This is a genomic window from Paenibacillus sp. JNUCC 35 (assembly GCF_058269095.1).
The window spans coordinates 691976-716389 of sequence record NZ_CM177771.1 but is presented as its reverse complement, the minus strand read 5'-3'; the positions used below and the strand labels follow the sequence as shown (position 1 = coordinate 716389).

Below are 24414 nucleotides of genomic sequence, written 5' to 3'. Positions count from 1 at the left end.
CCTTTGTCGGTTCCGTGGCGCGAAGCCCGTGCCTCATTAGCGAAAAAAAGAAAAGGGCCGCCTCGAAAGGCAGTCCTTTTTAATGCGGTTTTCCGCCTCTTTCCAATAAGGAAGAAAGTTGATTGAGGCGGAACGATTAAGGCCGTTAATTTTACTTAGTGGTCCGCGATGCTCGTATTACATGGATTTCGTCAGAGTGATGGATCTGTCCTGCTGGCCCCATTTAACGTCCCAGCCGAGCAGTTCCGTAATAAAGCGCAGCGGCAGAACGGTTCTTCCATCCGCATTGACGAATACTTTGGAACCGATGTTTTTCTTCATGCCGTTAAGCTCCATGAAGTCTTTGCCGATCCAGAACTGCATCTTGTCGCTCCCGGCCTTTACCCAGACGGACTGGGCCTCATTGTCCCAAGTCACTTCCGCGCCGATTCCTTCCGCCAGGTAACGCAGCGGGATGTAGCTCATGTCATTCCAGATGAACGGAGTCGTGTCCATCTTCGTTACAGTTCCGTTGATGTTGAGGTCATGGCTTCCGATTTGCATCCAGACCGTGGTCATGGACGGGTCCGCCTTCTCCTGGAACTTCTCGCCGTACTGCGTCACGATGGCATTCCCCAGAGCCTGGCCTACGCCGAACATCAGCTTGAAGCCTTCGCGGTCCGTTTTATAAGAAGCCTCATAGTTGCCCGCCGCATATTCGTTCAGCACTTTCTGCACCTGACCTTCATGCTGGCGCAGCACATCTTGGGCGGAAGTGGCCGGAAGGTTACCTGCGGTCGCCGTACCGAGGAAATTGGCAAACTCGGTCGTAAACCCGTCGATTCTCTTCTCTACGGCGGCTTTTGCGGCCTCGTCTTTATTTTTGACGGCGGTCACATAGTCGCTTTGGGCGTTCACGTGGTTCGTGACCCATATTTTCTCGAAGGCCATTCCGCCTTTGGCGCCGTAGATCGAGCTGATCGCGGCTTTAAAATCGGCCGTATTTCCGCTTTCCGCCTTGATCAGGGCGTCGGAGTCCTTGCTGCCGTCGTACTGCTTCTGCATTTGCAGCGTAGACAGGGACAGATGTTCGGCCGCAAGGTTATTCAGAGCCGATCGTAAATCAGCCGCCGGCGTATCCGCCTTCGTGTTGTTGAACTTCTCCGGCATTTGTGTGGTGATAGCCGTGGACAGCGCTTTGCTGATCGTGAACATTTCCTTGAAGCCTTCGCGGTAAGCCGCATACGCTCCCTGATAATCGCCTGCGATATAGTCGTCGAACGTTTCCTGAACCTGATCTTCGTGAAGACGGATCGCCTGCGCGGCAGCCTGCTTCGGAAGCTTGCCTGCGGTCGCTTTGTCCAGGAAGGCCGAGAATTCGTCCACGAAGCCCTGCACCTGCTGTTCCGCTTTCTTGCGGGCTTCCTGGTTGTTCATCTTGGTCGCTTTCACGAGATCGTCCGTGTATTTGTTGTGGGCCCGGAAAATCCGTTCGAACTCGGCCGCGCCTTCTTTCCCGTAAAGGGAAGCGATCGCCGGCGTCATATCCAGCGCGTTCTGATCCAGCGCCTTGTACGCTTCGGCCGCATCTGCGGAGCCGTCGTACGCTTTCGTCATGGCGGTAACCGCCAGCGCGAAGTGTTCGGAGAGCAGGTGATCCAGGCTGGCCCTCAGATCGGCGGCCGGTGTGTTTACCGTAGCCTTCGGTGTTTGAACAGCGGCTGCGTTGGCGGCCACCGTTGGCATGAGGATGGACAAGCTCAGTGCCGGAACGAGTAATTTTTTCATTTGCATGGACGTTCACTCCCTTGGTCTATGTGTTTTTCGCGTTTCCGTTTTTTGGTGCTGCTTGTTCTTGTTTGGTCTTTACATGGGGTGTAACGCAAGGGAGCGAAGTTTGGATCACTGTTTTTTTAAAAAGTTTTTCGGAGAGACGGCCGAACCTGTTTTTTTACTTTAATTGCCAATTGAAACGACAGCCGTTACACTAGAGAAAATGCCCCCTTGGGGAGTCGGCCGTAAGTGTCTTTCGTTCATACGGCTTGCCGTCCGAACCCGGACGCCGAGCGGCTATATATGTAACAGGAGGATGAGATGACTAAGAAAGCGATCACCGGAATCACCACCCTAGCTGCTGTCGTCATATCGAGTACCGTTGTATACGCGGCGAATACGACAACCGGATCGATCCCCATCGATACGACACGTCCGTTTACCGAAAAATATCCGGCCAGCGTTTCTCCAGAGGCCTCTTCTAAACCCGTTCCTTATAAAGAATTTTCCGATCCCAACGTGTATTCGAAATTAGAAACCTCCTGGAACAAGGCCGTTCAGGCGCTTGATCAAAAGCCTTCTAAGGAAGCAAATCAAGACTCTAAACAGCCGGCCGCGTTCGCGCAAGATCAGTGGAACTTGATTGCGGGTCCCGATATTGAGGCTGAATTCGAAAGCAAGCTCAGCCGGAACGAAGCTTCCTTCTTTCAATGGAGTCTTTATTACGGCGACTCGCGGGCTTAATCCCGGCGATCTTATGTATGCGCTGCTTCTGCGCGAGAATAAAGCGGAAGCCAAGGTTGTCTGGCAGCGGGCAAACGGAGATATTCATGTCTCGCATCTGCGGCAGTCCAAAGATCTCAACGGCAATGCCGTATGGTCGCTTATCGGCAGCGAAGAGATCCCTTCCGGAGAGTGACGCCCGCCGGGCGCAAACAAAAAGGGAAGGAGTCCGACTCCTTCCCTTTTTGCCGCAGCCTTGCCCTGCCGCCGTATCGCGTGCAGCTCCCGGGCGCGCGATACGGCGGCACCGGGAGCTGCACGCGGCAACGGCGCCGGAGGGTCAGCCCGTCCAGCGGCTTCGCTCTTTTTCCCCTGCCGTCAAATAAACAGATTCACCTTCGCCTGCGAGGCATCGCCCAGGTAAGCGGCTACGCCCGCGTACTCGATCCCGTCCAGCAGCTCTTCCTTCTGCAGGCCGAGCAGATCCATCGTCATCGTACAGGCGACGAGCTTAATGCCTTGCTCCTGCGCCAGCTCGATGAGCTGCGGAAGCGTCAGCGCATTGTGCTTTTTGAGCACATGCTGAATCATTTTCGGGCCCATGCCCATATAGTTCATCTTGGACAGGCCCAGCTTCTTCGGCCCTCTCGGCATCATGCGGCCGAACATGTTTTCCAGCCAGCCTTTCTTGAGCTTGACCGGCTCATCTTTACGCAGCACATTCAGTCCCCAGAAGGTGAAAAAGATCGTCACCTCATGATCGTAAGCGGCCGCGCCGTTCGCTATAATAAAAGCGGCGATAGCTTTATCCATTTCCCCGCTGAACAACACAATCGTCGTTCCTTCTTTTTGCTCCACCATCATGTCACTCCTTTATACATATACACCTATAGGTATGCAAGCCGCGAAAATTTTAGCCGATCCGCAGCGGACCAGCTTTCTACAATAAAATTGGCAGCCATATTTTAAACGCCGTGGCGGCAATGAGCACAATCAATGCGTACCGCAGGTACTTCACGTTAATCCGGGCCGAAATCCGGGAACCGAACGGCGCTCCGAGCAGACTTCCGATGACCGTAAAAATAACCGGAAGCAGCGGGATATGCCCCGCCCCGATTTTTCCGACAACCCCGCCGACCGCCGAAATAAACACAATGGCCAGCGAAGAAGCGATCGTGGTGCGGGTAGGAATTTTCAGCAGGGTCAGCATGATCGGGATAAGAATAAACGCCCCGCCCGCGCCGACGATCCCGGACACCAGGCCCACTGCCAGCGCGGAAAGTACGGCAAGCGGTTTGTTGAAGGACAAACCGCTCCCTTCCTCCCGCCGCTTGCCCCTGACCGGGATCAGCATCAGCACCACCGCGATTACCGCCAGCACGCCGTAAATCACATTAATCGTGTCGCCCGGCATATATTTCGAAGCCAATCCGCCGATCAGGCTGCCCACAAGTACGCCGCCGCCCATATACAAGACAAGCCCTTTATGAACGAGGGAAGGTCCGTTTTTTCCACGTCTTTGGAACAGGACACCGGACAAGGAGGCGAAGAATACTTGGAACATCGAGATGGCGGAAACTTCCTGGGCCGTAAAAGCGGCCTCCCCGAACAGAGGAGGAACGAACAGCAGGAGCGGATAGTTAATAATGGCTCCCCCGATTCCCAGCAGGCCCGAGAAAAAAGATCCGGCCAACCCCAGCGCCAGCATGATGACCGCTAACAACACATCCATAACATCCTCCTTGTCTCACCTGATGCGAATGACTGCACGACATTCCGGCGGCGGCATAAATTAAAAGGAAGAAGCCCTATACTTGTGCCGCCGATCCGGCTATAATAAACTAATACCAAGTATTTTAGTTGGAAAAAGGGGTTTTAAAAATGATTCAACAACTCAAACGGTTATTCGTTTCCGTATGTCCACATTGCGGGCAGCCCCTCCAAAGCGATGAGGCTACCGCGCACCGCGTAGTTAAAGTCTGCCCCGGCGGTCACTACACCGAAGAAACCTACGGCCATCTGGGTGTCCGTGTTGTTTATACCGATAACTAATACGGGAGTTGCGGAAAAAGCCCGAGAAATCGAGCTTTCAGACAATCTGTGCCCGACGCTCCCGTCTTATTTTTTTCTCACGTAAAATGTATATACGCCGTTATCTTCCTCATGCTTGATCAGCTCGTGCCCGGTCTGCTTAACCCAAGCCTGAAAATCGTTCAGCGAGCCTTTGTCCGTGGACAGAACCTGCATAATGCCTCCGGATTCCAGCGAATCCAGTGCCTTCTTGGCTTTGACGATCGGCATCGGACATGCCATTCCCTTCGTATCAACCGTTACGTTCACTTCCATTTTGTCAGCCTCCTCTATCGTTTATCCCGTTAAGGATTGCTCTTGTAAAGAATCGTATTATTGATCGTGTACGGCACAGCGGTTCGGACCGATTTCCATTTCGCGCTGCTCTTCTTCCGTCGGCGTCAGTTTTCCCATATTCGTTTGGCGGATTTCCCGGTACGCGTTGGGCTGCGGCGGCAAATTCTCCGATACGGTTTTTCTGAACTCGTCTTCGTCTCCGATATTCAGCCCCGGATTGTTCGCGAACAGATCGCCCAGTCTGGCGGACACTCTTCCGCCTTCGCCCAGCTCGGCAAACCGCCCGAAGTGCGCCGGCAGCACGATCAGCTCTTCGGACAGCTTCTTGTAGCGGTCGTATAAAGTGGTGCGCAGGTCCGCTACCCAGTCCTCCGCCTTTCCGGCCAGATCGGGACGCCCGATGGAAGCGACGAACAGGATGTCTCCCGTCAGCAGGTAGCGGTCATCCACCACAAACGACGTGCTTCCGATCGTGTGGCCCGGGGAATACAGCGGCTGAATCGCGATACGGGTGGAGCCGACCGGGATATCCGCGCCTTCCTCCAGCTCCGAGTAGCCGAACACCACTTCTTCCGCGTCCTTAGGCGGCAGCCAGTAAGCCGCTCCCGTTTCTGCGGCAAGCTTGCGGCCTCCGGATATATGGTCGGCATGCAGGTGCGTATCCAGCACGTGCTTGATCACTGCCTGCTTCTCCCGGGCAAAATCGGTGAACACCTCGGTCATCCGCACCGCATCAATCACCGCGGCCTCTCCGCCCGAGATCACCATGTAGGAGAGGCAGCCTTTGCCGATCCGGACGAATTGGTAGACGGCTCCTCCGTCTTTCAGATCGCCCACCTTCACGGGTTCCAGGTGCTCGCTCCACGATTTCATCCCGCCGACCAGGTACGAAACATCGGAGAAACCGGCCTCCACAAGCTGCTCGCCCACGAATTTCGACGAGCCTTCTTTGGCGCATACGACCAGCACTTCGCGGTCCGTCGGGATTTTATCCGTTACGGCTTCCACCCCGTCCAGCAGCTCGAAATAAGGCACGTTCAGCATATCGACCTGATTGCCTTCGATTTTCCAATCGGCAAAGTCGCTTTCATTGCGTACATCCACTATAAAAAGGGGCTTATTGCCCAGAACCTTCTCCGCCAGCGCGGCAGCCGTCCTTCCTTTAAGCCGTCCTTCCTCTTGATTACTCGCATTCATCCGTATAGCCTCCCTACTCTTATAAGTGATTCATGGTTTTAATGATCCAGCCCGTTAATCGTCTCCCCAGGCAGTTCTCTAGGCGTCGAACCTGCCGCCGCTCGATGCGATAATCGCTACTTTTCTGCTCATGGTAAGTTCCTCCTAAGATGTTGGATTTAAGCTCGTTAAAATTTCAGGCGGTAAAAGGCTTCCCGCCGGCCGGGTGTCAAATGCCCGCCGACTTCTCCAGCGGACCCGTCCAAGCGGACATGCCCGGAAGCACGTTGCGGATGTGCTTAAAACCTTGGCGCTCCAGCAGCTGCGCGGCCATATCACTGCGGCTGCCCGTCCGGCAGACGATATACAGCTCTTCGTGCGCATTCAGCTCGCCGATCCGCCGCTCCAGTTCTCCCAAGGGGATGGATACCGCACCCGGTATGTGCCCGAATGCATATTCCGCGGGCTCGCGTACATCGAGAACGTTCGTTAGCGGCTTCTCCCGCAGGCTCCGTTCCAGCTCATCGTCGGTTACGGTATGCGGAAATTTCCGCTCTTCTTTAACCTCGGAAGGATCGGATTTGCGGATAAAATGGTGCAGCACCTCCCCTTCCTGAGTGCTACCCAAGTACTGGTGGCCCGTCGTTTTGGCCCAGCTCCGGATATCGGCCAAAGAACCTTGGTCCGTTGCCTGAACCTCCAGCACCTGGCCGGAAGCCATCTGCTCCAGAGCTTTCTTCGTGCGTACGATCGGCATCGGGCAGGCCAGCCCTTTGGCGTCGAGTATTTGATGAGTTTGAATATTCATAACGTTGAGTACCTCCCTGATGTTATTCCGCGGCGGCCTAACCTCCGCCGTTTTGTCTCTCCCGAGTTCAATCGGGATTTTTTATTGGCGGATCGCATTTCGTTTTATACTTATACCCGTATAGGTATATTGATACTATAGCTCCTTTACGATTTTTCGTCAATCACAGTGCCTCTGGGTAAGTTTGTAAATGAATAAAAACCGCGTCTGCCCGCTGTAAAATGGGAGTAAGGGCCGTAGAGTTTGCAAGACATGAAAAAATTCATTTCAGATGCCGTGCCCGTACATCGCGCCTCCTCAGTTATAAACGACAGAGCGCATACCAGCCGACTGAACTAAAAAAGCCTCCCGATGAACCTTTCGGTCCAAAGAGAGGCTTACACAAGGCATTCATTCGCTGCGATGTCATACCGACGGGCTTAGTCCACTTTCGTGTGGAGCGGCTTCAGCCCCGCTTCAATCTGCGGGCGCTTGGATTCCAGAAACGGCGGAAGCGCCAGCGATTCACCCAGATGACGGATATCCTCGTCGGTGTCGAAGCCGGGCCCGTCCGTCGCAAGCTCGAACAGAATCCCGTTCGGTTCGCGGAAGTACAAGGACCGGAAATAAAACCGGTCCACGAAACCGGAATTCGGAAACCGGACCTGCCGGACCCGGTTGATCCAGGCGCGCAGCTCTTCCTCGTTATCCACTCGGAAAGCGACATGGTGTACGCCGCCGCGGCCGAGCTGTTCACGGGAGAGATCGTTCCTCGGCTCGATATGAACCTCGGCCCCGCTGCCGCCTTCGCCGGTTTCGTACACGACGATATCCGGCTGTCCCGGCACGTCGGCTGCGTAGCGGCCTTTTTCGCGGAAGCCCAAAAGCTCCGTCAGCACAACCACCGTCGGTTCCGGGTCCTGTACCGTCAATTTGACGGGACCGAGTCCGAGGATGCCGTATTCGGCGGGAACCGGGCTTCTGTCCCATGGCGTTCCGCCTTCAACTCCCGTGTTGTGTTGATCCGACACCAGGATCAGGCGCTGCCCTTCGAAATCGCGGAAAGCCAGCGTCGCGCGTCCCGCACGGTCTTGAATCTCGTCGTGATCGACGCCGAATTCGGTGAACCGTTTTTTCCACCAGCCCAATGCTTCATCGCCGGCAACACGCAGGGACGCGGCCGAAATGCTGCTGACCCCCTCGCGGTTCCGCGCGGCCATCGGAATTTCGAAGAACGTCAATTCCGTTCCCGGACTGCCCTTCTCATCTCCGTAAAACAAGTGATACACGCTGATATCGTCCTGATTGACCGTCTTCTTCACCAGACGGAGTCCTAGAACCTTCGTGTAAAATTCGAAATTTTCCGATGCTTGCGCCGTGATGGCCGATACGTGGTGGATGCCTTTAAGTTCCATGATGATGCCCTCCCCGGTTATGTTGTCAGGATTGTTTCTGGACTTTTTTCAGCAGCTCCAGAAGCTGCTTCTTCTCTTCACGGTCCAAGCCGTCAAATTGGGAAGCCTGAAACTGTTCCTGCTGCGGAACGACCTCGTCAAACAAAGCTTGTCCTTCCGCCGTCAGCGAAATATATTTGGTCTTCCATTCCTGCTCGCGTCTGATCCAGCCCAGCTCCTCCATTTTACTCAGCAGCTGCGCAATATTTCCCTTGGTGACCAGAAGCTTGTCCGCCAATTCCTGCTGAGTCAGCCGCTCGTGCGAGCCGACCTGAGCCAACACATCGAACTGCGCGGCCGATAAGTTCCAGGCCTTCAAATGCTGGTTGGACTGCCGGATGCTCTGATTGTACACGCGGGACAACCGGAACCAGATCAGCACCCCGAACTTTTCCTCCTGCTTGGAGAGGAGCGGCTCCCTCTTATTCTCTTCCATCGGCTCACCCCGCTTCCGTTGATGATTCAAGTTTAGTACTAAACTGATAAAAAGTCAACAACCTCCACGGCGGACTGCGGGCAAACTAAAAACCGTTCCGGGCCGGAACGGTTTATTAGCATTTATTAGCGGTTGAGGAAAGAGGGCAGCCAATTGTCTGCGTCTATTTTCCCGCTCCCTACTTTCGGCATTTCTTCGGATTCGACCATCCCCGCGCTTCTCCTAGCCGCTTTTCTTGCCGCGCTTTTGCTTCTTGGATTCCTGCTGTTCCGGGTATGACGAGGTAACTATCACCTTCACTTGATCATCTTGCCGGGTTTTAACGGTTGGATCAAGACTTGCCGCCATACGATGGATAGCATCGAACACAAGCCCCTGGTCCATCAGTCTTTTCACTTCATCCAGATCGATAGACCCTGAGCTTGAAGATACTGACCCGCTTATGTCTGCCGAAGAAGGCTGCGCCTCATCTTTCTCGTCTCGCGGCTTTTCTTCCTTTTTCAAACCGGACGCCAGCATCGCTTGTTCCATTTGAGCACGCACCGCCTCGACTTGATCTTCGATATCTTCTCCGGGCTGGTCTTGCTCCAATCCAGAATAGAGAGGAAGGGAATCGAGAAGATTCTCGATTTCGTCCATTTGTGCACGGATCGGCATAAGCGTATCATGTACGTTGATCAGATCGGACAACTGTTTTTCGTCGATGGCTTCGATTAATACCAACTGGGCGGAAAGTCCTTTCTGGACCTCTGCGAGTTGATAGCTGCCCGACAATGCTTCAAGACGCCTCATTAACTGATTTCCTTTTACCTGGAGCTCGGCAAGAACGCTTTCGTTCTCATGCTCCATGGCAATCAGCTTCTTGATCTTTTCTTTGAGTGACACGCAGCTTTTCTCAAAGGCTTCGATGTCTTCCCCTAATGCTTTTATAATGATGCGACTATCCTTCATCAATTTATTCGTAGGGATATCTGCTATTCGCTGTTTAAGTTCCTCCAGCTTTGTCCCAGTTGAAATCATTTCTTCTTTTACCGGACGCAAATTTTTCTCCGTCGCACGGCCCTTATACAAATCTATAAGAGGACTTATCATCTCTTCCAATTGAAAATGATCAAAGCCAAGTTCTTCCACTCTCTGTGCAAATTTCTTTTTGTTGGACCTTTGAGAAAAAAAGGCTGGCCAGAAAATGCTAGAGTAAAAACAAACAAGGATGAAAAAAATCCAGATTAACCAATCCACTAAAATAGACATTTTACTTCCTTTCTGCTCCGGCATCGGCTTCACAACCACCGTTCCCCGGGCGCGGAAATGGGCTGGGATTGATATATACGGGCTTCTTCTGCCGCCTTGTCCTGCATTATTGGATGCGGCGGTCCTTCAGACAGCAGAATCCAAATAACTTCGCTACAAGACCAGCCCACGCCTGCCCGCAAAACTATTTAAAATTCACGTTGATCACAACGCTTTTTCCTTCCTCTTCGTCCTCGTATTCCTCCTGCTGGTCGGCGATTTGCTCGACGCGCGCGCGGTAAGCCTGGACATCGGTAGCCATCGCTTCCGCATCCCGTTTGATTCGGTCAAGCTGGACGGGAGGACTGCTCATCCGGCGGTCGATCATTTCTTTCCGGTCATGAATTTTGTATTTCAAATCGCCGAGATCACGGGAGTGCAGCGCTTCTTCCAAACCTTCCGACGAAATAAACGACACCGTCTCCTGAAAATCCATCCAGCAGGCATGCACGCTCTCCCTCAGACCGTTCAGTTCCTTATTGGCCGCTTCATACACCTGAAGGCGGGCATGTTTCTTTTTGGCCAGCTCGTACTGCTCCATCAGAGCGATGAGTTTTTTGCCGCCCTCGTTAAAACGCCCTTCCGCCAGCAGGTTTTCCACCTCGGGAAGCTTTTGAGTAATTTCGCGGAACAAGACCGTAAATTGATCGAATTCTCCGCGCATAAACGACCAGACGGATTCCGCAAAATACGCTTTTACCCGTTTCAGCTCTTCCTTAAAGGCCGGTTCGGGGTAATCCAGCTCACGCATGCCGCTTTTCAGAAGCCGCAGTGTCTTGGTCAGGCTTTCCCTCAGTTCTGCCAGTTCACCCGCCGCGATGACCGAATGTTTGATCAGGCCCGTCACGTCCGAGGAAATGCGCGAGGCTTCCCGGATTCTGCCTGCGTTAAGCGCCTCCAGCATCGCGGCCGAGAGGGCCTCCGCGCGATCCAGACTCGCAAAGGAAGTCAAATCCGAGGAGTCCAGTCCGTGCTCGCGTATGGAGCGGTTCACGTCATCCCGGGCGCTCTCTATCTGACCTTTGAATTTCTGCTGCCGGTTATGCAGCTCAGGCAGCTCAGCAAGCAGCCGTTCGATCTCGGCGAGCTGCTCGCGTTCCGGCGCAAGGTGCTCCTTCACGTCAATAAAATCGCTCATCTGCTCCCGGTCGATGATCCCGATCCGCTTTTGCAGACTGAGCAGTTCCTCCTCCAGATCATCCACCCGGTAGGCGGCCGAACGGTCCTTTGCTCTAGCCAGAAGGGACCCGATTTTCGCCTGAAGCTCCGATACGACTTTGTCGTTCTGCTTCTCCAGCTCGCAGAGCCTGTCTATGCTCCCTTTCAGACTGCCGTATACCCCTTGATACTGCCTCAACAGCCCCCGGCATTCTCCCATCGTTTCTTCCATCGTTTTGACATTGCCGATAAAAGAAATCTTGATGCCCGAGATCATCGCCGTCATCTCATCCAGAATGGAAGAAACATCTTTCATTTCGGCTTCTACGGGGCGGATGCGCTTATCGGCCGAAGGCCCTTTGTACAGATCGGCCAGCAGCCCGAGGCGCTCGCTCTCCCGGTACAGATCCGTAGAATAAGCCTGCGCTTCCCGGAGCAGCTTTTCCTTCCTTTTCCGCTGCCGGATAATACGAAACGATTGATAGATAACGAAAATGATACCCGCAAAAATTCCGAGTTCCTTCAGCCCAATGTGAATCACGTTCTCATCCTTGTCGGATGCCGCCAGAATCATACCGTCCGCCAACAAAGGCGCGGCCGCAGTCATCCCGCCCGCTTCCCTTATCGTGCCTGACTGTACGATGTAGCCCTGAACGGCCGAAGTCTGGGAAGACTCTGCCGCAGCTTCCGGGGTCATAAACGAGGTATAGGCCACTCCGGTCAAAAGAGAGAAAGCAAGCAGATTGCGTATCCATATATTTTTCATGATAACCTCCGCAAATGTTGGATGGACCCTCTGTACCCTGGTTCATTTCCAGATCAGGGCCCGAATGTGAGAAAAAGGCTCATTTTGTCATCTCTCTTCATTAAACCATAGGATACAGGCACAATTGCAGTAAATAAATTCCATAACACGCAACCTTTTTATAAAAAAATCCATCCCTAACCAACCTGAATTTGGGGACATTAGCCCCTTCTTTCAGTAACAAAAAAAGAGATCACCGCTTACGCGCAGTGATCTCCTTTTCCCGTGCTTCGTCTTTACGAATTCAATTTCACCACTGCCTTGCAGCTTTAAGCTTCCGCTTTTCGCGGTACTGCGCTTGCCGGAGTTCTGCCGAACCGGTAGAAATAAATACCGGCCGCCGCGAGAACGAGGACAGCAAGCCCCAAGTAAATGTTGCTGTACACGGAAGCTCCCTGGTACAGATTGAAGGGATTCCACGTCACCGTTGCCCCGTTGTCCAGGAGCTTGCTGTAAATAGCCGACGAGGACGCGATTCCGATAAAATTCATCATGGCCATCAGCCCCATCCCCACGCCGACCTGGTCTCTGGCCAGAGACCTCGAAATGGTGTTGGACAGCGCAATTTGCATGAACGTCATGCCTACATTGCCGAAGATGAGCAGAGCCGACACGAGCGCGGGAAGAGCGCCGGACAAGGAGGATAGCAGAACAAAGCTGATAAACAGCAGAGAGGACGCAAGATACACGAGAAAGGAGTTGCCCTTCTCATCCGCCAGCCTGCCGCCTCTGAGACCCATCATTGCGGATGCGGCCGCTCCCGGCACCATCATAAAGCCGATCATGCCGGGCTCTATATGATTCACGTGCGACATGAGCTGAGGGATCAGGAACGATAAGGAAAAACCGAGACCTACAATGATCAGAGAAACGACCAGGCCCGTTACGTAATGTTTATTCAAAAACAGCCGGGGCTGGATAAAAGGCTCCTCCGCCTTCAAAATGCGGAGAACAAAAAGTCCGAGCAGCACGATTCCGCTGATCACGGTGATCCAGCCGCCGTTCGTGATGCTCAGCAGCAGCAGGCTGACGGTTCCCGCCAGAAGGGCGCCGCCCCACGCGTCGATTTTGCCCGCCGTTCCGGGCTTGTCATCCAGCAATTTGCGGTAGAAGGGCAGCGTCACCAGCGTGAGCAGAGACAGGCAGAACAGCCAGCGCCAGTCCGCTACGCTCATGATCAGGCCCGAGAGAACCGGTCCGAGCGCGTTGCCGAGCGCCATCCCGATAGCCGAGATGCCCAGGGCTCTGCCGCGGGTCTCCGGCGGGAAAAACCGGATCGGGATAATCATCGCGGCCGCGGGGATTACCGAAGATCCTATGGCCTGGAAGCCCCTTGCCAGAATGACCATCCAGTAGGCGGAGGCCGACAGGCCGATGACGGAGCCCAGCGCAAAAACGGTCAGCCCGAACGTGATCAGCCGTTTTAACGGATACTTATCCGCGAGCTTGCCGTAAATGACCGAGCCGATGGCGTAAACCAGCATGTAGATGGAAGCCACCCAGCTGACCTGGGCCGAATTCAGATGAAATTCCGCGCTGATCTGCGGCAGAACGATGTTGAAAATCGAGGCGTTCATGACCGAAATGACGAGAGTGAACGCCAGAACCCGCATAATTTTATCGCCGGTTGTTTTCTGTACAGCGGTTGACACGGCTTTCGCCTCCCCAGTATGTAAATGATATCCGAATACTTCGGTTAATCTCGCTAATAATTAAAGCTTTGTATGTTTGTGCCCACTAACATATCGGGCAAAAAAAACTAGGGAGTCAGCCCCCTGACGAACACCTTTACGCTTTCCCGGATAAAATCGTCGAGCGCAACATCGGCGAACGTCCCCTCTCCCCAACCTTCCCGGTTATTCATAAACGCGCCGTAATTCATCCACATGAACGAGACCGCCTGGAGATCGGGATTGGTCGAGACCATTTTTCCCCGCTCCGTCATCTTCACGAAATAGTCCGTCAAAAACTCTCTTAAATGGCGGGGATGCCTCTGTGTCTTTTCCCGGAAACCGGGCAGGCTTCCCGATTCTCTCAGGCTGATTTGGATCATTTTGCGGTTTCGGTTCATGATTTCGTGGTAGGTCCGGCTGATCAGGAGAAGATCGGTTTCCAGCTCCCATACCAGCTTTTCCGTAAAAAGCTTCTGCATCTCCCCAGCGTAATGAAACCGGTCGAAGGCGGATTCGAGCAAATTCTGCTTGCTTCCGAAGTGCCGGAACAGCGTCATTTCACTCAGTCCCGCAGCAGCGGCGATTTCTTTGGTGGTGACGCATTTATAGCCTCTATCCGCTATGAGATCGATAGCCGCCAGCAGCAGTTTGTCTGAGCTGCTTGAGGATGAGCTGCCGCTCATGCTTTCCCCTCCTTCTGTTATCTGTATGTTTCTTCCCGTTAAGGAAAACAAATGATCGTTATGTTTGTTAGTACTCACTATCAATTCGTTCATTCTATTCCCCATTCCAATTGTTGTCAACCCCCAAACAAAGAAGCCAAGCCGTTCTATTTCAGCCCCCCGCAACTCAGCCACGCAAACGCAAAAAACCGCCGCATTCCCGATGCGGCGGTTTCTTCGGCCTGCGGCCGGACTGAAGCCGTTTTTTCAATCAGCCGTAATTCTGTAAAATTCCAGGCTTCTCGCGGACCCTACTCTGTCACGATATCGTGAATAAGAACAGGAGATTCGGCATGGTCCGAGATACGGATGTTGTCGTAAATCATAGCGATCACATCGTCCACGTTTTCACGGTTGGCGTGGATCGTTACGAGGGATTCGCCCGCTTTAACATTCTCGCCGATCTTCTTGTTCAGCATAAGGCCGACGGCCAAATCGATCTCCGATTCCTTCGTGGCGCGTCCCGCTCCGAGCAGCATAGCCGCCGTACCGATTTCATCGGCGACGATTTCGGCTACGACACCGTCTTCGCGTGCCGGCACTTCGATCAGGAACTTCGCTTTAGGCAGCTTCTCGGGATCGTCCACGACCGACGCATCCCCGCCCTGGTTGGCGATGAACTCCTTGAATTTCTCCAGCGCCTTGCCGTTGCGGATTACTTCTTTGAGCTTCGCTTCGGCTTCTTCCAGGGAAGAAGCTTTGTTTGCCAGGAAGACCATTTGTCTTCCCAGGGCGAGGCAGAGATCTTCCAGATCCTTCGGCCCATGGCCGCGCAGCGTATCGATAGCCTCCCGCACTTCCAGCGCGTTGCCGATGGCGGCGCCGAGCGGCTGGCTCATATCGGAAATAACGGCCATCGTCTTGCGGCCTACGTTATTTCCGATGCTGACCATGGCGTGCGCCAGTTCTTTCGCGTCCTCGGGAGTTTTCATAAACGCGCCTGCGCCCGTTTTGACATCGAGCACGATAGCGTCCGAGCCTGCGGCGATTTTCTTGCTCATGATGGAGCTGGCGATGAGCGCGATGGAATCTACGGTCGCCGTCACGTCGCGAAGAGCGTACAGCTTCTTGTCGGCAGGCGTCAGGTTGCCGGTCTGCCCGATCACAGCGATTTTGTGTTCGTTCACCAGGCTCACGAACTCGTCCTTGGAGATCTCCACGTGGAAGCCTTCGATAGCTTCCAGCTTGTCGATCGTGCCGCCGGTGTGGCCCAGACCGCGTCCGGACATTTTCGCAACGGGAATATCCAAAGCCGCTACGAGCGGAGCCAGCACCAGGGTCGTCGTGTCGCCCACTCCGCCCGTGGAGTGCTTGTCTACCTTGACGCCTTCAATCGCGGACAAGTCAATCGTTTCGCCGGAGTTGACGATTGCCATCGTCAGATCGGCCCGCTCGCGCGCCGTCATGTCCTTGAAGTAGATCGCCATCGCCAGTGCGCTGACCTGATAGTCGGGAATATCCCCTTTCGTGTAACCTTCGATAATAAAGTTGATTTCTTCCGTCGTCAGTTCTTTGCCGTCACGCTTCTTCGCAATCAAATCGACCATTCTCATCGTCTTTTCTCCTCGCTTTACCAGTAAGTACTCTTAACTAATTCCTATTCACGGGGGTGCCAGATCTAAACCTGTGTCCCGTTTATCCGTCATCCGTCTGTCTTAATATCTTTAGTAACGTCCTACAGCGAAACCGCCGTATCCAAAGCCACTTCCATCATCTCGTTGAAGGTCGTCTGCCGTTCTTCCGACGACGTTTCCTCGCCAGTCAGAAGGTGATCGCTCACGGTCAGAATCGTCAGAGCGTTCACGCCGAATTTGGCTGCCAGCGTGTAAAGGGCGGTCGTCTCCATCTCAACGCCGAGCACGCCGTAATCCATCAGCTTCTGCACGACCGTCTTGTCGTCGCGGTAGAAGATGTCGGAGCTGAAAATGTTGCCGACATGAAGCTTAAGCCCCTTCTCCACACCGCGCTCGTAAGCGGCCTTAAGCAGCGGGAAGCTCGCGATCGGGGAGTAGTCGAAGCCGCCGAAAACATGGCGGTTCGCACTCGAATCCGTGCAGGACGCCTGGGCCAGGATCACATCGCGGACCCGGACATGCTCCTGCATGGCTCCGCACGTGCCGACGCGGAACAGGTTTTTGACGCCGTACTGGCTGACCAGCTCGTTGACGTAAATACTGATCGACGGAATCCCCATGCCCGATCCCTGCACCGAAACCCGCTTGCCCTGATACGTGCCCGTAAAGCCCAGCATGCCGCGGACTTCGTTGTAGCAGATTACGTCGGACAAGTAAGTTTCCGCGATATACTTCGCTCTCAGCGGGTCGCCCGGCAGCAGGATCGTTTCGGCGATGTCGCCCGGTTTTGCACCAATATGAACGCTCATGAACGTATACCTCCGTTATAAATAAGGATAGAAGGGACGGCTTATCGTCCCGGTTTATTTCAAGTCCGTCAGGAAGCTTGTGCCGTGGGCGGGCAGCGTGACACCGAAGTTGTCCGCTACGGTAGCGCCGATATCGGCGAACGTGCGGCGCAGCGGCAGCTCTTTGCCGCCATCCGCAAAACGCGGCGAGTAAACGAGCAGCGGCACGTATTCGCGTGTATGGTCCGTTCCGCGGTAAGTCGGATCGTTGCCGTGGTCGGCCGTGACGATCAGCAGATCCTCGTCCGTCAATTTGGCGAACACTTCCGGCAGGCGGGCGTCGTAATCCTCCAGCGCCTGTCCGTACCCTTGCGGATCACGCCGGTGGCCGTAGAGAGCGTCGAAATCGACGAGGTTCAAGAAGCTGAGTCCGGTGAAGGACTCGCCGAGCGTGTCCACCAGCTTGTCCATCCCGTCCATGTTGGAAACGGTCCGGACCGCTTTCGTAACGCCTTCGCCATCGTAGATGTCGGAGATTTTGCCGAGCGCGATCACGTCGAAGCCTTTGTCTTTCAGCTCGTTCATCGTAGTGCGCCCGAAAGGCTTCAAGGCGTAATCGTGACGGTTGGCCGTCCGTTTGAAGCTGCCGGCTTCGCCGACGAACGGGCGAGCGATGATGCGTCCCAGCATATACGGATCTTCCAGCGTAATTTCGCGGCAGAACTCGCAAATTTCGTAAAGTTCCTTCAGAGGCACGACGTCTTCGTGGGCGGCAATCTGCAGCACGGAGTCCGCGGACGTGTAAATGATAAGCGCTCCGGTTTTCACGTGCTCCTCACCGAGCTCGTCGATGATTTCGGTGCCGCTGGCCGGCTTGTTGCCGATCACCTTGCGGCCGGTTTTCTCTTCGATGCGCCCGATCAGCTCATCCGGGAAGCCGTCCGGGAACACGCGGAAAGGCGTTGCGATGTTCAGGCCCATGATCTCCCAGTGCCCGGTCATCGTATCTTTCCCGTTCGACGCTTCCTGCATCTTCGTATAGTAAGCCAGCGGCTTGTCCGCCGCAGGCACGCCTTCGATCGGACGGATGTTGGAGAGGCCCAGCTTGGCCATGTTCGGCATGTTGAGGCCGCCCCTCTCCCGGGCGATATGTCCCAGGGTATCGACATCGAAGTCGTCGAATTTAGCGGCGTCCGGCGCTTCGCCGATACCGACCGAGTCCAGTACAATCAGGTGAATCCGTTTAAACATAGTCATGTTTCTCGCTTCCTTTCCTATTCAGCTTACAGGAACAGCCCCGCAATCGTAGCCGACAGGACGCTGACCAATGTAGCTCCATACAGTAATTTTAAACCAAAACGGGCCACAACGTTGCCCTGTTTTTCGTGAAGCCCTTTAACCGCACCGGCGATGATCCCGATGGAAGAGAAGTTCGCGAAGGAAACGAGGAACACCGATACGATTCCGACAGTCCGCGGGGACATTGTCGTATGTTTGGCAAGGTCGAGCATGGCGACGAACTCGTTGGATACCATCTTGGTTGCCATAATGCTTCCGGCTTCGACCGCTTCGGCCCAAGGCACGCCCATTACAAACGCGAACGGAGCGAAAATATACCCGAGCAAAGACTGGAACGAGATGCCGAAAATGCCGTTGAAAATACCGTTGATCAAGGCGATCAGGGCCACGAAACCGATCAGCATGGCCGCCACGATAATGGCGACTTTAAAACCGTCGAGAATGTATTCTCCCAGCATTTCGAAGAAAGACTGCTTTTCTTCTTCCTGCACTTCAAGAATATCTTCTTCCTTCGTAACCACGTAAGGGTTAAGAATCGACGAGATAATAAATCCGCCGAACAGGTTCAATACCAGCGCCGTTACGACAAACTTCGGCTCGATCATCTGCATGTAAGCTCCGACGATGGACATCGAAACCGTGGACATGGCCGAAGCGCAAAGCGTGTACAGCCGGTGTTTCGGCAGCAGGCCGATTTGTTTCTTCACCGAAATGAATACTTCCGATTGACCCAGTATAGCAGATGCCACGGCATTGTAAGATTCAAGCTTACCCATGCCGTTGACCTTACTGAGCACCAGACCGATGTATTTGACGATAAACGGCAAAATTTTAGTATACTGCAAAATCCCGATCAATGCGGAAATGAATACGATAGGAAGCAGCACGTTCAGGAAGAACGGAGACGTCTTGTCGTTCGCTATGCCACCGAACACAAAATTGATCCCTTCGGACGCATAGGCGAGAAGCGATTCGAATACACTTGCGAAACCGCGGATCAGAAATTCGCCCACGCTTGTATTCAGAAGGGCGAAAGCCAGGACCACCTGCAGGGCGATCATGACGAACAGCGGACGGTATCGAATTTTGTGACGATTGTTGCTGGCGGCGTAAGTAAGCCCGAACACGACAAGCACGCCCAGAATAGCAACTAAATATTTCATGTTAGTGGTTCCCCCAATGGTTGCTCAGCATTAGCAGATTTGATTGCAGGCACAGTTCTCTGAACCTGAAAAACTATTAAGCGCTTACATTTAGTTTACAAAAAGAAGTTTCATATTGATTTTTACTTTTTTTCCATGTCATCGGCTTGAAAAGCTCCCGGGAGCAGCCGGTCGATCGTCCATTCTTCGGTATTGCCGTGAAGATTGGTCAAGTAAATCTTCGTATTCCGGTCGCTGAATTCGGCGATAACCTGTCTGCATGCGCCGCATGGCGATACCGGTCCTTCCGTGTCCGCCACGATGGCGATAGCTTCGAGCTTGTGCCCGCCTTCGCCCTCCGAAACTGCTTTAAAAATAGCTGTCCGCTCCGCGCAGTTGGTTAAACCGTAGGATGCATTCTCAACGTTGCATCCCCGGTAAACCTTCCCGCCCGTGAGCACGGCCGCTCCGACCTGGAAGCCCGAATAAGGCACATAGGCATGCTTGCGGGCTTCGATTGCTTCTTGTATCAGCTGGTCTTTCATGGATCCGTCCTCCTCAAAGGTCAGGGTTTAGTAGGAAGAAGTGGACTGGCCGCCTTCCATGATTTTAACGCCCGAGCTAGCCCCGATGCGGGTTGCCCCGGCTTCGATCATGCCGTTCATATCCTCGAGACTGCGTACGCCGCCCGATGCTTTGACGCCTACGTCGGGACCGACGGTTTTGCGCATCAGCGCTACATCCGCAGGTGTCGCTCCGCCAGTCGAGAACCCGGTGGACGTCTTCACGAAGTCCGCTCCAGCTTTAACCGCCAGCTTGCTTGCGCGCACTTTTTCTTCGTCCGTAAGAAGGCTCGTTTCGATGATGACTTTCACCAGTGCCTTGCCCGCGGCCGCGTCGACAACGGCTTTAATGTCGCTTTCCACCAGCGTATCGTCGCCTGCTTTGAGGGCGCCGATGTTGATGACCATGTCGACTTCTCCGGCACCGTTTGCGATCGTATCCTTCGTTTCAAACGCTTTCACGGCAGACGTCGTGGCGCCTAGAGGGAATCCGATGACCGTACAAACTTTCACGGGCGATCCCGAGAGCTGTTCGGCCGCATAGGCAACCCAAGTCGGATTTACACAGACGGACGCGAATTCGTACTTTTTCGCCTCTTCCGTCAGCTTGGTGATTTCAGCCTTTGTCGCGTCTGCGCGAAGCAGCGTGTGATCGATCATTCCGGCTATGCTCATGTGTTTACACTCCTTGATTATGAGTTATCATGCCCTTTTAAAAAGACAATGTGTTTAGGAATTTCATGCCTTCATGATAGCACACGCATGAACATATGTAAAACACATCGTAAAATTATGTTCATGTCGTTTTTGTGTCTTTAGACTTCTTACGCTCTTTTTCCGGGCATAAAAAAGAGCCCCTTACAGTCTTCTTCACCAAGAAGGCCGTAAACGACTCTAGTATGCTTCTTTTCGGTACGTTTTACTAAGGATGCCTGAAATTTCAGGTCTGATCGTTCTTTATGTAAGTTTTGACTTCCGGAGCTTTGTAGGAAGCAAACTGTTCCAGCAGCTTGGCCGGGTCTTCGTCCACCAGCACCATCGAGCGGTACTTGTCCTGCATAAACTGCTCCTGATTCATCCGGTCGAAGAGGGCGACGAGGGGATCGTAATAATGATTGAGATTGACAAGCCCGAACGGCTTCCGGTGAAGACCGAGCTGCCCCCACGTGTAAATTTCCACAAACTCCTCCAGCGTACCCGGTCCTCCCGGTAGGGCCATAAATCCGTCCGCAAGGTCCGCCATTTTCGCTTTGCGCTCATGCATGGAATCGACGACGATCAGTTCGGTCAGGCCGTGATGGGAAATTTCCCGGTTCTCGAGCATTTTCGGGATAACCCCGATAACCTCGCCTCCGGCTTCCAGAACCGCATCGGCCACAGCTCCCATCAGCCCGACACTGGCGCCTCCGTATACGAGTGCGAGACCCTGCTCCGCAAGCTCGCGACCGAGCCTTACGGCCCCTTCCCTGTAGACTTCAGATGCTCCGTTGCTTGATCCGCAGAAAACCGCTATGCGTTTCATTGTCTGATCTCCTCCATCCTTTTTGTACAAAATCTTCCTTCATTATAGTGGAAAGCAGAGCCGAGGAAAACCGGACGGCACGGCCGATCAAGGTCTATATCCCTCTTTTGCTTCCAGATTCTCGCACATTCAAAGTCTTAGCGAATTTTTGCTGTCCTATTTCACTCCTATTATCAAGCACCGGACGGAAGTTTATAATGTTAAGAGAAGGAGGTGCGGTTAACGGATGAACGAGGACGCTATTTTCAAATCCGTCTACGAGACGATTTTAAGCAGAGATACTCGTCACGACGGGCAGTATTATGTGGGCATTACGTCTACGGGCATTTTTTGCAGGCCATCCTGCCGGTCCCGGACTCCCAAGCCCGAAAATGTGCGGGTGTACGATAGCATCGAAGGAGCTCTGACAGCCGGGTTCCGCCCCTGTAAAAGGTGCAAGCCCGAGAATCCGAGTCCCCACGGACCCGATGCGGAACTGGCGGAAACCGTACTCGGCCTGATCCGCACCCGCTATGGCGAAAATCTGACGCTACACGGGCTTGCGTCCGAGCTGAACATGAGCCCTTATCATCTGCAGCGGACGTTCAAACGGACGACCGGGATCAGTCCCTCGCGCCAGCTTCTTCTTATCCGCATGGAGGAAGCGAAGCACAGGCTTGCACGGAGTGAACAGCCTATCGGCGAAATCGCCGCGGCAGTCGGGTTCCGCAGCGCTTCTCATTTCTCCGCGGTCTTTCATAAAACTGCCGGCTGTACGCCGAATGAATTTAGAGAACAGAATGCCCGAAACTCCTGAGTGAGTACCGAAGCCAAAGTAAAACCAATTCAATTCAAGTTAATTCAGTTCAATTCAGTTCAAGACAAACCGAGACAAGCAGGAGGCAACTAAAATGAACACTCTTTCGGCGACAACCGAAATTTATTGGGCGGCCCTGGTGCATCCCCTTTTCCGGAACAAACCTTTATACGTAGCCGCCACAGACCGGGGATTGTGCCGCATTACGTGGCCGTCCGAGAGTCTGGACACTTTGGAAAGCTGGGCCGCCAGGCAGATTCCCGGAGCCGTGCTGATCGAAGACGAAGAACGGATGGCCGGCTATCTCCTTCAATTAAAGGAGTATCTCGAAGGGAACCGCCAGCAATTCGACGTTCCGCTCGATATGCGGGGCACGGCCTTCCAGACTTCCGTCTGGAAGGCTCTTGCCGAAATTCCGTTCGGCGAGACGCGCAGCTACTCCGACATTGCGGCCAGCGTGGGCAGTCCCGCAGCCGTAAGAGCGGTCGGTACGGCCAACGGCGCCAATCCCGTTCCCATCATCGTGCCCTGCCACCGCGTCATCGGCAAAAATGCGACGCTCACCGGTTTCAGAGGAGGCCTTCAGGTCAAAGAAGAGCTGCTCAGACTGGAGGGATTCCATGACTATACGGCAAAAGGACACGCCCGTTTTCAGTTTTGACGAACAGACGGGAATCGCGCAGATCGAGACTCCGGCGGCGTTCAGTTACCCGGAAACGCTTCTGTACCTGACGCGCTCCCCCCTTGAATGCCTTCACAGCGTGGAGAGCGGCCGCATTTACAAGCTGCTCGAAGCGGGGAAAGAACTGCTTCCGGCCGAAATCAGCGAGCCGGGTCCCGGCCGGCTCCAGCTCCGGTTTTTGCAGGGCCCGCCCGCAGATCCGGACGCCGTCCGGGAAGCGGTGGCCTACACGGCGGAATGGATGGACCTCGCCAGAGACATGACGCCCTTCTATGCGGCCGCGCAGTCCGATCCACTGCTCGGTCCGTTAGCTTCCGGGTATTACGGGCTCCGCATCATCGGCGTACCGCATTTGTTCGAAGCCCTCTGCTGGGCGATCGCCGGGCAGCAGATTAATTTAACGTTCGCTTATACGCTCAAGCGCAGGCTTGTGGAGAACTACGGCAAAAAGCTGGTTTGGGAAGGCCGCACCTACTGGCTTTTCCCGAAACCGAGGGACCTGGCGGACGTGTGCGTGGAAGAGCTGCGGCAGCTCCAATTCACCGGCAAGAAAGCCGAGTACATCCTCCATGTGGCGGGTCTGATGGACAGCGGCACGCTATCGAAGGAGGCGCTTCTTGCTTCCGGGTCCTACGCGGATGCCGAGCGCACCCTGCTCGCCATCCGCGGCATCGGTCCGTGGACCGCGCATTACGTGCTGATGCGCTGCCTGCGGAACCCGGCCGCTTTCCCGATCGGGGACGCGGGGCTCCACAACGCGCTGAAGCAGCTCCTGCACCGCACGCAAAAGCCGGCTCTCGAAGAGATCCGGCAGCTTTTCGCTCCCTGGCGGGGCTGGGAGGCTTATGCGGTGTTTTATTTGTGGAGAAGCCTCCTGCCGGAGGGTTCTCTTGCTATTCAAACACCAGATCTTCCAGACGCAGCAAGGTAACTTCATCCGGAAAATTGTCCAAAGTCGAGCAAACGGACAATTTGTAAGGCCCGTCAAGCTCATACTGCTTGAAAGCATGGGTCGGCTGCGGCTCCAGCTCGAACACGCCGCTTGCCCTCTTGCGGATGGCAAAAGAGTCCAGCGGAATCGACAAGCCTTTGCCGACCGCTTTGATGTAGCTCTCCTTCAGCGTCCACAGATCGAAGAAATAATCCAGCCGCTCCTCCGGAGGGAGGCTGAAGAGGTCGGCTTTCTCCGCGGCAGAAAAAAAGCGTTCGGCAATATCCAGATCCACCTGCTGGATCTGCTCCACGTCAATGCCGACTTCCGTTTCGGAAACGGCCGCCGCGACCCAGCAGCCCGAATGCGTCACGTTGTAATGGACGCCGGTACGGGGCGCGGTCACATGCGGCTTGCCGTAGGCATTCGTCCCGAAGCGCAGCTCCGGGTTAGCGGCGGCCATTTTCCGGCACAGGCACCATCTCGCAAGGGCATCCGCGGCAACCGCCCTCACCCGGTCCTCCATCCGGTGGAACCTTTGGGCCTTGGCCCGCTTCTCCTCCGACAGATGGACCATGAGCCGGTCCGCATGCTGTACAGTCTCTTCTTCGTCGAAACGTATGTTTATCGCATAAATGTCCATCTCATATCCCCAATAATCGATGTTGTCGGCTTAACCGAGGCAGGCAGAGCCTGTTTTCAAGGGAACCTGCCCCCTTTTCCCTTATTGTACCAAATGTAAGGGCCTCTGTGGGACAGACATTCCAATAAGCC

The 24414-nt window shown here is 54.3% G+C and carries 25 protein-coding genes; 5 read left to right on the top strand and 20 right to left on the bottom strand.

The features are described from left to right. Positions 1 to 177: 177 nt before the first annotated feature. Positions 178 to 1773 carry a copper amine oxidase N-terminal domain-containing protein gene (locus AC2TF6_RS03285; protein WP_491309887.1) on the bottom strand — a complete coding sequence of 532 codons (1596 nt, stop codon included), beginning with the start codon at positions 1771 to 1773 and terminating at the stop codon, positions 178 to 180. Between the two features lie 300 nt (positions 1774 to 2073). Between AC2TF6_RS03285 and AC2TF6_RS03280 the strand changes: the two genes are divergently transcribed. Together AC2TF6_RS03280 and AC2TF6_RS03275 are read left to right on the top strand one after the other, a co-directional pair. Continuing rightward, a complete protein-coding gene (locus tag AC2TF6_RS03280) occupies positions 2074 to 2496 on the top strand; it encodes a hypothetical protein (protein ID WP_491309886.1) in 423 nt (140 codons plus the stop codon). A 13-nt stretch (positions 2497 to 2509) separates the two neighbouring features. After that, positions 2510 to 2671 (top strand): hypothetical protein, encoded by a 162-nt coding sequence (locus tag AC2TF6_RS03275; protein WP_491309885.1) that lies wholly within the window; start codon positions 2510 to 2512, stop codon positions 2669 to 2671. 182 nt (positions 2672 to 2853) lie between these two features. Here AC2TF6_RS03275 and AC2TF6_RS03270 read toward each other — a convergent pair whose 3' ends face one another. The 18 genes from AC2TF6_RS03270 to AC2TF6_RS03185 all read right to left on the bottom strand — a co-directional run bounded on the left by AC2TF6_RS03270 (position 2854) and on the right by AC2TF6_RS03185 (position 21231). Then, entirely contained in the window at positions 2854 to 3336 is a 483-nt protein-coding gene (locus AC2TF6_RS03270; RefSeq protein ID WP_491309884.1) for a DsrE/DsrF/DrsH-like family protein, read from the bottom strand. A gap of 79 nt (positions 3337 to 3415) precedes the next feature. Beyond that, positions 3416 to 4207 (bottom strand): sulfite exporter TauE/SafE family protein, encoded by a 792-nt coding sequence (locus tag AC2TF6_RS03265; RefSeq protein ID WP_491309883.1) that lies wholly within the window; start codon positions 4205 to 4207, stop codon positions 3416 to 3418. Positions 4208 to 4593: 386 nt separating this feature from the next. After that, the gene (locus tag AC2TF6_RS03260) at positions 4594 to 4821 is read right to left on the bottom strand and encodes a sulfurtransferase TusA family protein (RefSeq protein WP_009672989.1); all 228 of its coding nucleotides are present in this window, start codon (positions 4819 to 4821) and stop codon (positions 4594 to 4596) included. 57 nt (positions 4822 to 4878) lie between these two features. After that, entirely contained in the window at positions 4879 to 6039 is a 1161-nt protein-coding gene (locus AC2TF6_RS03255; RefSeq protein WP_491309882.1) for an MBL fold metallo-hydrolase, read from the bottom strand. Positions 6040 to 6247: 208 nt separating this feature from the next. Then, positions 6248 to 6826, bottom strand: a complete 579-nt coding sequence (locus tag AC2TF6_RS03250) for a sulfurtransferase TusA family protein (protein ID WP_491309881.1) — start codon at positions 6824 to 6826, stop codon at positions 6248 to 6250. Positions 6827 to 7245: 419 nt separating this feature from the next. Continuing rightward, a complete protein-coding gene (locus AC2TF6_RS03245; protein ID WP_491309880.1) occupies positions 7246 to 8220 on the bottom strand; it encodes a ring-cleaving dioxygenase in 975 nt (324 codons plus the stop codon). 25 nt (positions 8221 to 8245) lie between these two features. Next, positions 8246 to 8695 carry a MarR family winged helix-turn-helix transcriptional regulator gene (locus tag AC2TF6_RS03240; RefSeq protein ID WP_491309879.1) on the bottom strand — a complete coding sequence of 150 codons (450 nt, stop codon included), beginning with the start codon at positions 8693 to 8695 and terminating at the stop codon, positions 8246 to 8248. Between the two features lie 222 nt (positions 8696 to 8917). Next, positions 8918 to 9979 carry a hypothetical protein gene (locus AC2TF6_RS03235; RefSeq protein WP_491309878.1) on the bottom strand — a complete coding sequence of 354 codons (1062 nt, stop codon included), beginning with the start codon at positions 9977 to 9979 and terminating at the stop codon, positions 8918 to 8920. 151 nt (positions 9980 to 10130) lie between these two features. Next, positions 10131 to 11909, bottom strand: coding sequence for a hypothetical protein (locus AC2TF6_RS03230; RefSeq protein ID WP_491309877.1), 1779 nt, complete (start codon positions 11907 to 11909; stop codon positions 10131 to 10133). Between the two features lie 308 nt (positions 11910 to 12217). Next, entirely contained in the window at positions 12218 to 13600 is a 1383-nt protein-coding gene (locus AC2TF6_RS03225; protein WP_491309876.1) for an MFS transporter, read from the bottom strand. Positions 13601 to 13707: 107 nt separating this feature from the next. Beyond that, on the bottom strand, positions 13708 to 14304 hold the full coding sequence (locus AC2TF6_RS03220) for a TetR/AcrR family transcriptional regulator (protein WP_491309875.1): 597 nt from the start codon (positions 14302 to 14304) through the stop codon (positions 13708 to 13710). 290 nt (positions 14305 to 14594) lie between these two features. Then, entirely contained in the window at positions 14595 to 15896 is a 1302-nt protein-coding gene (locus tag AC2TF6_RS03215; protein ID WP_491309874.1) for a pyrimidine-nucleoside phosphorylase, read from the bottom strand. A 122-nt stretch (positions 15897 to 16018) separates the two neighbouring features. Beyond that, on the bottom strand, positions 16019 to 16726 hold the full coding sequence (deoD, locus tag AC2TF6_RS03210; RefSeq protein WP_491309873.1) for a purine-nucleoside phosphorylase: 708 nt from the start codon (positions 16724 to 16726) through the stop codon (positions 16019 to 16021). 54 nt (positions 16727 to 16780) lie between these two features. Further along, positions 16781 to 17962: a phosphopentomutase gene (gene deoB / locus AC2TF6_RS03205; RefSeq protein ID WP_491309872.1), complete on the bottom strand. Its 1182-nt coding sequence runs from the start codon at positions 17960 to 17962 to the stop codon at positions 16781 to 16783. 26 nt (positions 17963 to 17988) lie between these two features. Beyond that, the gene (locus AC2TF6_RS03200; RefSeq protein ID WP_491309871.1) at positions 17989 to 19167 is read right to left on the bottom strand and encodes a NupC/NupG family nucleoside CNT transporter; all 1179 of its coding nucleotides are present in this window, start codon (positions 19165 to 19167) and stop codon (positions 17989 to 17991) included. Between the two features lie 122 nt (positions 19168 to 19289). Next, the gene (locus AC2TF6_RS03195; protein ID WP_491309870.1) at positions 19290 to 19691 is read right to left on the bottom strand and encodes a cytidine deaminase; all 402 of its coding nucleotides are present in this window, start codon (positions 19689 to 19691) and stop codon (positions 19290 to 19292) included. Between the two features lie 27 nt (positions 19692 to 19718). Then, positions 19719 to 20384, bottom strand: coding sequence for a deoxyribose-phosphate aldolase (deoC, locus tag AC2TF6_RS03190; RefSeq protein WP_491309869.1), 666 nt, complete (start codon positions 20382 to 20384; stop codon positions 19719 to 19721). 265 nt (positions 20385 to 20649) lie between these two features. Continuing rightward, positions 20650 to 21231, bottom strand: coding sequence for an LOG family protein (locus tag AC2TF6_RS03185; protein ID WP_491309868.1), 582 nt, complete (start codon positions 21229 to 21231; stop codon positions 20650 to 20652). Between the two features lie 226 nt (positions 21232 to 21457). On the opposite strand from AC2TF6_RS03185, the gene AC2TF6_RS03180 reads away from it, so the two are divergent. The 3 genes from AC2TF6_RS03180 to AC2TF6_RS03170 all read left to right on the top strand — a co-directional run bounded on the left by AC2TF6_RS03180 (position 21458) and on the right by AC2TF6_RS03170 (position 23640). After that, the gene (locus tag AC2TF6_RS03180; protein ID WP_491309867.1) at positions 21458 to 22027 is read left to right on the top strand and encodes a bifunctional transcriptional activator/DNA repair enzyme AdaA; all 570 of its coding nucleotides are present in this window, start codon (positions 21458 to 21460) and stop codon (positions 22025 to 22027) included. 94 nt (positions 22028 to 22121) lie between these two features. Further along, complete coding sequence (locus AC2TF6_RS03175; protein WP_491309866.1) at positions 22122 to 22688, top strand: methylated-DNA--[protein]-cysteine S-methyltransferase; 567 nt, start codon at positions 22122 to 22124, stop codon at positions 22686 to 22688. Continuing rightward, positions 22648 to 23640: a DNA-3-methyladenine glycosylase family protein gene (locus AC2TF6_RS03170; protein ID WP_491309865.1), complete on the top strand. Its 993-nt coding sequence runs from the start codon at positions 22648 to 22650 to the stop codon at positions 23638 to 23640. The genes AC2TF6_RS03175 and AC2TF6_RS03170 overlap by 41 nt, the downstream gene beginning before the upstream one ends. Here the strand turns inward: AC2TF6_RS03170 and AC2TF6_RS03165 are convergent. Then, the gene (locus AC2TF6_RS03165; protein ID WP_491309864.1) at positions 23603 to 24283 is read right to left on the bottom strand and encodes a 4'-phosphopantetheinyl transferase family protein; all 681 of its coding nucleotides are present in this window, start codon (positions 24281 to 24283) and stop codon (positions 23603 to 23605) included. The genes AC2TF6_RS03170 and AC2TF6_RS03165 overlap by 38 nt on opposite strands. Positions 24284 to 24414 lie beyond the last annotated feature (131 nt).